Source organism: Microbacterium sp. NPDC055455, assembly GCF_053619935.1.
In genome coordinates, this window is the sequence record NZ_JBSHLB010000008.1 from 111,110 (window position 1) to 117,453 (window position 6,344).

Sequence of the window (6,344 nt, forward strand, 5' to 3'; positions counted from 1 at the left end):
CCCGGGATGTCGGTACCGCCCGGTAACGTGTCTAGTTATTCCGGCATAAGGGTGGTGCGAGACGATGGGCGATGTCCAACGCGAGATGGGGCGCACGCAGGAGGCCGCGTGGACGACGTTCCTCGACGAGCTCGACTGGTGGATTGGGCAGCACGGTGAAGCTCGTGTCCCACAAGCGGCCACGAGCCGTATCATCGCGGGCGTCCCGTACCCGCTCGGGCAGCGCGTGAAGAATCAGAGGATCCGGTACCGCCAGGGCACGCTGGACGCTGTCCGGACACGCGAGCTCGAGGAGCGTGCCGGCTGGTCCTGGAGCGGATATGCGTCCCGATCCGCGATGATCTGGGAACGGCGCATCGCCGCACTCCATGATTACGTGTCGGAGCACGGCAGCCTGGACGGGCTCGAGGCGGTCGACTCGCTCCTCTCCCGATGGCTCCGCGCTCAGCGCGAGGCAGCACTGACGAACTCCCAACGCCGCGAGCTCGGGAAGATCCCCGGTGCGCTCGAGCAGCGCAAAGCGAGGCTCGAGGAGTTCCTCACCGCGCTGCGCGGATGGATCGCGGCCGAGCCAGATCGCGACGCCGGCGACGTGCGATTCAGCACCGTCTTCCAGATCGGACGCCAAGTCATTCCGATCGGCCGGCGTGTGGCCTACTGGCGATCACGCTACAAGGCCGGCCAGCTCGATGAAGTCACCACTGCAGCGATCGCCTCGCTGCCCGGATGGGATTGGACACACCCGACACAGCGCCTTGCTCCCGCCGTCGTCGAGCAATGATCACGCCGCAGTGAGTTGGCCCAGCAGATCGGCGTGCGCGCGCAGGATGCGTGCGTCCGGGCGCTCTCGGAGCGCGTCGCTGAGCAGATCGCCAGATCGCTCGTCGATGATCACCGTCACGTGCGCGCGGTGCCGGGAGAGGGCGACACACAGGCGGCCGAGGTCGAGGGCGAACGGCTCGTCAACGTGATGCCCGAGAAGCGGATGGATCGCCACGACCGCCTCTCTCTGTAGACCTTGCGCCTGATTGATCGTGCCCACGAACACATCGGGCAGGTCGGCCAAACCTGCCGCGGCGAGCGCGGCCTGCTCGACATGGGGAGCGATGACGGCGACGTCGGCGGGAGTCAGCGGTCGGGACTCCCCGGGGGTGTTGACGGTTGCCGTCGCGATGAGGTCGCGGACGGTCTGAGTGGCGGTGAGGATCACGCGTGGATCGGCGGTGCCGCCCGTGGCGGGGAGCGGAGTGGCGCGGTATTCGGGGATCGGCTGGCGGTCGATTGTGAGGTTGCGTGGGGGCCGTGCGGACGTGAACGGCAGTGACGGGTAGAGCGGTGCGAGCAGGCTGGCGGTGTCGGGGCCGAATCGCCAGGTCTGGGGGAGTCGGAGGCGGGCGACGTCGGGGCCGTGCGCGGCGATGAGTGCCTGCGGTGCGGGAGTCTGAGGGCCTGTAGGGGATGCGTCCCAGCGGCGGGTGGCTCCGGTGACGACAGGAGCGATCTGACCAGGGTCGCCCACGAGGACGAACTGGTCGGCGAGGGAGCCGAGCGCGCCGAGGTCGGCGAAGGTGAGTTGGTAGGCCTCATCGATCAGGAGCACGTCGAAGTGGGTGCTGCGGTTGAGGGGCATCCACAGCCAGCGTGCCGTCGTGGCGACGATGACGCCCGCTCCGGGTTGCAGGTGACGGGCATTGGTGACGGCGACATTCGCATTCAGGGTGCGGGGTCGTTCTTTCTCGGCATCCACTTGGAGGACAGTTCGCGCTCCGGTGACGGCGGTGCGGTTGGCGACGTCGATGCTCTGCGCGCGAGTCTGCGCGGCTATCGCGACGGTCATCCCGGCGCGGGTGTGGAGTTGGTGTGCGAGCCGGGTGATCAGGTGGGTCTTTCCGGCTCCGGGAGGAGAGTCGATGACCACTGCGGCGTCGCCGCTCCACACAGCGAACAGGGCTTGCGCGAGCGTGGGATTTCTGAGGTGCTCGGTTGCGTGGGGCGGCTGCGGTGCCGGGGCAGGCGTGGGGGCTGTCGTGGTGGTCGCGGCCGGTGCTTTCCTCATACCTTCACGCTACTAGTAGCCTCCGACACCGGCAGAAGTAGACAGCAGTGTCATCCCTCTGCGGCGGCGACGATCACGTCTAGCGGAACGTCACCACGGCGAGGGACCGGGTTGCCGCGACCGGCGATCCAGTTGGTGCCGCGCCGATAGCCCGCGGCGGCGAGTCGCCGGGCGTTGGCTTGCATGTTCGGATCGACGCGGCCAGGTCGAAGCGTCAGCCGGTCGCCCGCTTTCAGATCGCCTCCCCGGCGAGGCAACCCGCTGATCGTGATGGTCAGGCGTGCGGTGGTGTCGATGCTCGCCGCGCTCACGCTCCCAGTGAGGCAGGAGACTGCCCCCGCGTTCACCGGCTCTCCAAGCCAGGCAGTGACCTTGCTGTCCACCCGCAGACGGCTGAGAGGTCGATCAGCGGCGACCACGACCGACGCCTCAGATCGGTCGATGATCGTGCCAGGAACAACGGTGCCGTCATGGGCCGCGGCGAGCGCGACGAGGGGGTCGTCGAGCCGGATGGATTCGTACCATTCGGCGGCGTGGGAGCGTCCGATCAGGCCGAGTGCGGCGTCGATGCGGGTGTCCTTGACCCACCAGGGGCGACCGGCGCTCAGGCGGTGGGTGTAGCGCTGCCAGGAGGCGGTGTCGAGGATGCTGGCGTGGAGGATGCCTGGTAGGAGCGGGCCGGAGCTTGTGCGGCGTGCGAGGTCGAGGAGCCGTTGCGGGCCGGTGGTCGTGACGCCGAGCCACTGTCCCCAGGTGTCGATCTCGCGCTCGCGGTCGGGGTGGACGCCGAGAGTCCAGCGCAGCCGTGCGGTGTCGGTGACGATGTGTACGGCGTCGGTGCCGGGGTAGTCGCGGCGCTCGTCCCACCAGCCGATCACGGGTGATGCGTCGGCGTCCGGGTACGCACGGGCAAGCGCGGTGAGGGTGGCGAGGTCGCGAGAGGTTCCGACCACGACCGGGCGACGGGGAGCGGTGACGGTTGCTCCGAGGGAGGAGAGCGCATCCAGGCCTGCCCGGTCGGTTCCGGTGATCGTGCGGCCGGTGGTGTCGTCAGCGGCGGCGAGGTAGACGTGCTCACCGTCGGTGTCCACGGTGACGGCGATGCCCCCTGTGGGCGGGATCGCGGGCGCGTAGGCGGCGATGGGGACGGGGGTGGCGGCGAGCGCTGCGCGAAGCCGAGCCCCGAGGTCGAACTGAGCGCGGCTCACGCGGTCACCGTCCCATCAGGGGCGGGGAGGGTGGTGTCTGCCACGTGCCAACCGGAGCGGATCGCGGCGGGGGTTCGAGGGTCGCCTGCGGTGGCGGTCAGGTCGTTCAGGACCGCGCCGAGGTCGGTGCCCGCGGCGACGCAGATGCGTTCCGCCAGTTGCGCGAGTGTGTGATCCAGGGTCCGTCTCGATCCGGTCATGGTGCCCTCCTCTTGCCTACTTCCAACCTACAAGGAGCCACCGACACCGGGAAAAGTAGACAACACCGGGCCGAGTCTGTCGACTCGATCAGACAGATCCACCCCTTGTAGGTGGAGCACCTGTACGGAGGGAAACGAGATGAGCCATCACCAGGGCGACGGAGTCGTGAGATCGCCGCGGCATCGAGGTCACCACAACGATGGGTACTACTCGCCCACCAGCCTCATCGGACTGGTGCGCGCCTCTGCGGTCGTCATCGGCGGGAGGCTTTTCTTGTGGGGTGGGGTCTTGCGGATCGTGTACTGCAGGAGGCCGAAGACGCAACCGATACCTGAGGATGGGTCAGAGGGCGGCGGGGACGTGGATGCCGCGCGCCCAGGCGGGGAGCCTTCGCATCCCGTGCTCGCGAGTGATCACAGCGATGAGGCGGGCGCGGGTGGGGCGGGGAGGCCAGGGGGTATCGCCGTCGGTGATGACGATGATCACGTCCGGGCTGGGGGTCAGTGACTCCGCGGCAGTGATCCCGACCGTCATGTCTGTTCCGCCGCCGCCGATCAGTTGAACGTCGCGTGCATGTCGCACGTTGCGGGCGCGGTCAGCGTGAGCGTCGCAGGCGATCACTTGGACCGTGCCGCCCACCGCTTTGATGACGCCGCCGACCTCGCTGAGCGCCGTGTCGAGGTCAGCGCGCGTCATGCTTCCCGACGTATCGATGACCACTGCCGCCGTCACCCGCGGTGCGCGCATGGCGGGAGTGACGATCCGGGGGAGGCGTCGTCGTCCAGGTCGGGTGTAGGTGTAGGTGATCCGGCCCGCGGTGAGGGCGGCGGCGCGGCGCACCATTCCGGCGAGCACCTTGCGCCAGGGAACGGTGGCCGGTGCCAGTTCCTTGCTCGCCCATCGCGCCATGCCAGCGGGGACGGTGCCGCGCCCGGAGGCTACGGTGTCGCGAATGTCGTGGGCGACCTTTCGGCGGGTGATCGTCACCTGTCCCTCGTCCAGGCCGGGCATCTGCGCGTCGCCTGGGGACGGCTCCCAGGGCTGTCGTGGGTCACCTGCGCCCGATCCGCAGCCGACGTCGGTCTGAGGCGGCTGAGGCGCGATAGCGGCGTAGTAGGACTCCTCGATGCCCGCATCCGGCAGACCGAGGCTGGCGGGGGTGACGACCCATTCCGGGAGGGGCAGGCCCGCGCGCATCAGGTCGTCGTTGATTGCGGCGTCCGCGGCGAGATTCCAGCGATCGTGATCGACGGGACCGGGGAGGGAATCGGCGCGGCCCGCGTGGTCGCGGATCAGGTGGCAGACCTCGTGTACGAGCACGGCACCGCTCATCTGCGGACCCCATTCGGCGAGCGTGGCCGGATCGGCGTACAGCCGCCAGAACCTGTCCACGGCGAAGGTCGCGAGGCCGACCGCGGCCAGCGGTCGAACGGAGAACAGCGCGTGCGCGAGGTAGGGCGCGGATTCGACGGCGGCCAGGCGGGCGGCGGCGAGCATCCGCCGCTCGTCGGCGGTCAGGGGGCGGATCGTCGGGTTCATGCTGCGACCTCCTGCGGGATCAGACCGGCGTCGCTCAGGATCGCGAGGAACGCTTTCGCGCTCGCCGGGGGACGGGTGCCGGTTGGGCGGGACTTGAGCAGCGCCCTGGCGTTCGCCGCGGCCACGTCCTGCAACCCGGCTGCCGCGGCGACCGCGAGCGGGGACCAGGCCGACAGCCAGCCTTTCTTCGTGCCGTCTGCGGTGGCATAGGCGGTGACAGCGGTGAGTGTCGCCCACGCGCGGGACGGTTCGAGACTCTCCCAGGGCACGGATGCCGGGTCGGCCAGCACGTCGGCAGGATCGGGCAGATCGTTCAGCGCACGCCAGGCGATGTACTCCGTGGCCGCGCCCTCTCCGACCAGGCCCGTCGTGGCCAGGAGTGTCGCGGGCGTGTCGCCGGGATCAAGGAACGCCAGCACGTCGGCAGTCATCGTCCAGGTGCGGTGTGAGGGCCACGCACGACCGCTCGCGGCATCCTCGCTCGGAAGCATGTGGAGCATGTCGGGGCGGGTGCGGATGAAGGACGCGACCTCAGCGCGGCTCGCGGCTCGCAGGACCGGAGAGTAGTCGAGCACACGCCCGGACGCGGGGAGTTGGAAGCCGGCCACCATGCCGTCGATCCAGTCATTCGTGGACGGCTCGTGATCGATGTGCAGGAACCGGTTGGCCATGGGCGCGGCCAAGTCCCAGCCGTCCGCGGCCTGCTCGGGCGGGTTCGCCGCCGCGACGATGCGGACTCCTCGGGAGAGGGTGAGATCGCCCACAACACGATCCAGCACGACCCGGAGTGCCGCGGCCTGTACTGCGGGCGGTGCGGTGGTCAGCTCGTCGAGGAACAGGTAGCCCTCGTCGGCCATGGCAAGCCGTGTCGCCCAGGCGGGCGCGGCCAGTTCGACGCCAGTGTCCTGCACGACGGGGAGGCCCGCGAAATCGGCTGGCTCACGAAGCGAGGCGATCACCGTCTCCATCGGCAGCCCTTCTGCCTCCGCCAGCCCCGCCAGCAGGGACGACTTGCCGACACCGGGCTTGCCCCACAGCAGCACGGCGACGCCCGCGCGGCCCGCGGCTCGCATAACGGTCAGGAGCGGGTTGCTCTCGCGGTTCAGGGTTGGCAGGTGATTGGTCATGGTGCCTGTCCTCTCAGCAGTCGTGGTCGGCGTCGTAGCCGTAGGTGATGCCCGCGGCGAAGTCGGGACCGTAGGTGACCGCGTAGTAGTCAGCGACCTTTTGGATTGCTTCTGTTTCGGTCATGGTGTGTCCCTTCCTGGGGTTTGTATCTCTGACAGTTACAGACTACGAGGGGGGTCAGACATTGGGGACCATGGGCGGCTGGTTGGGGT

At 69.1% G+C, this 6,344-nt stretch carries 6 protein-coding genes; 1 reads left to right on the plus strand and 5 read right to left on the minus strand.

Features of this window, described 5'->3' with window-relative positions:
* The first annotated feature begins 64 nt into the window (after positions 1-64).
* Positions 65-781 carry a helicase associated domain-containing protein gene (locus tag ACWGUG_RS17280; protein WP_376127455.1) on the plus strand — a complete coding sequence of 239 codons (717 nt, stop codon included), beginning with the start codon at positions 65-67 and terminating at the stop codon, positions 779-781.
* On the opposite strand, the gene ACWGUG_RS17285 is transcribed toward ACWGUG_RS17280, so the two are convergent.
* From ACWGUG_RS17285 to ACWGUG_RS17305, 5 genes are all read right to left on the minus strand, one after another.
* Positions 782-2,056: an AAA family ATPase gene (locus tag ACWGUG_RS17285; protein WP_376127457.1), complete on the minus strand. Its 1,275-nt coding sequence runs from the start codon at positions 2,054-2,056 to the stop codon at positions 782-784.
* Between the two features lie 50 nt (positions 2,057-2,106).
* A complete protein-coding gene (locus ACWGUG_RS17290) occupies positions 2,107-3,264 on the minus strand; it encodes a hypothetical protein (protein ID WP_376127459.1) in 1,158 nt (385 codons plus the stop codon).
* Complete coding sequence (locus tag ACWGUG_RS17295; protein WP_376127461.1) at positions 3,261-3,464, minus strand: hypothetical protein; 204 nt, start codon at positions 3,462-3,464, stop codon at positions 3,261-3,263. Before ACWGUG_RS17295 ends, ACWGUG_RS17290 begins: the two co-directional genes overlap by 4 nt.
* Positions 3,465-3,807: 343 nt before the next feature.
* On the minus strand, positions 3,808-4,962 hold the full coding sequence (locus tag ACWGUG_RS17300; protein WP_452325343.1) for a vWA domain-containing protein: 1,155 nt from the start codon (positions 4,960-4,962) through the stop codon (positions 3,808-3,810).
* A 38-nt stretch (positions 4,963-5,000) separates the two neighbouring features.
* Positions 5,001-6,131 carry an ATP-binding protein gene (locus ACWGUG_RS17305; RefSeq protein WP_376127465.1) on the minus strand — a complete coding sequence of 377 codons (1,131 nt, stop codon included), beginning with the start codon at positions 6,129-6,131 and terminating at the stop codon, positions 5,001-5,003.
* Between the last annotated feature and the right edge of the window lie 213 nt (positions 6,132-6,344).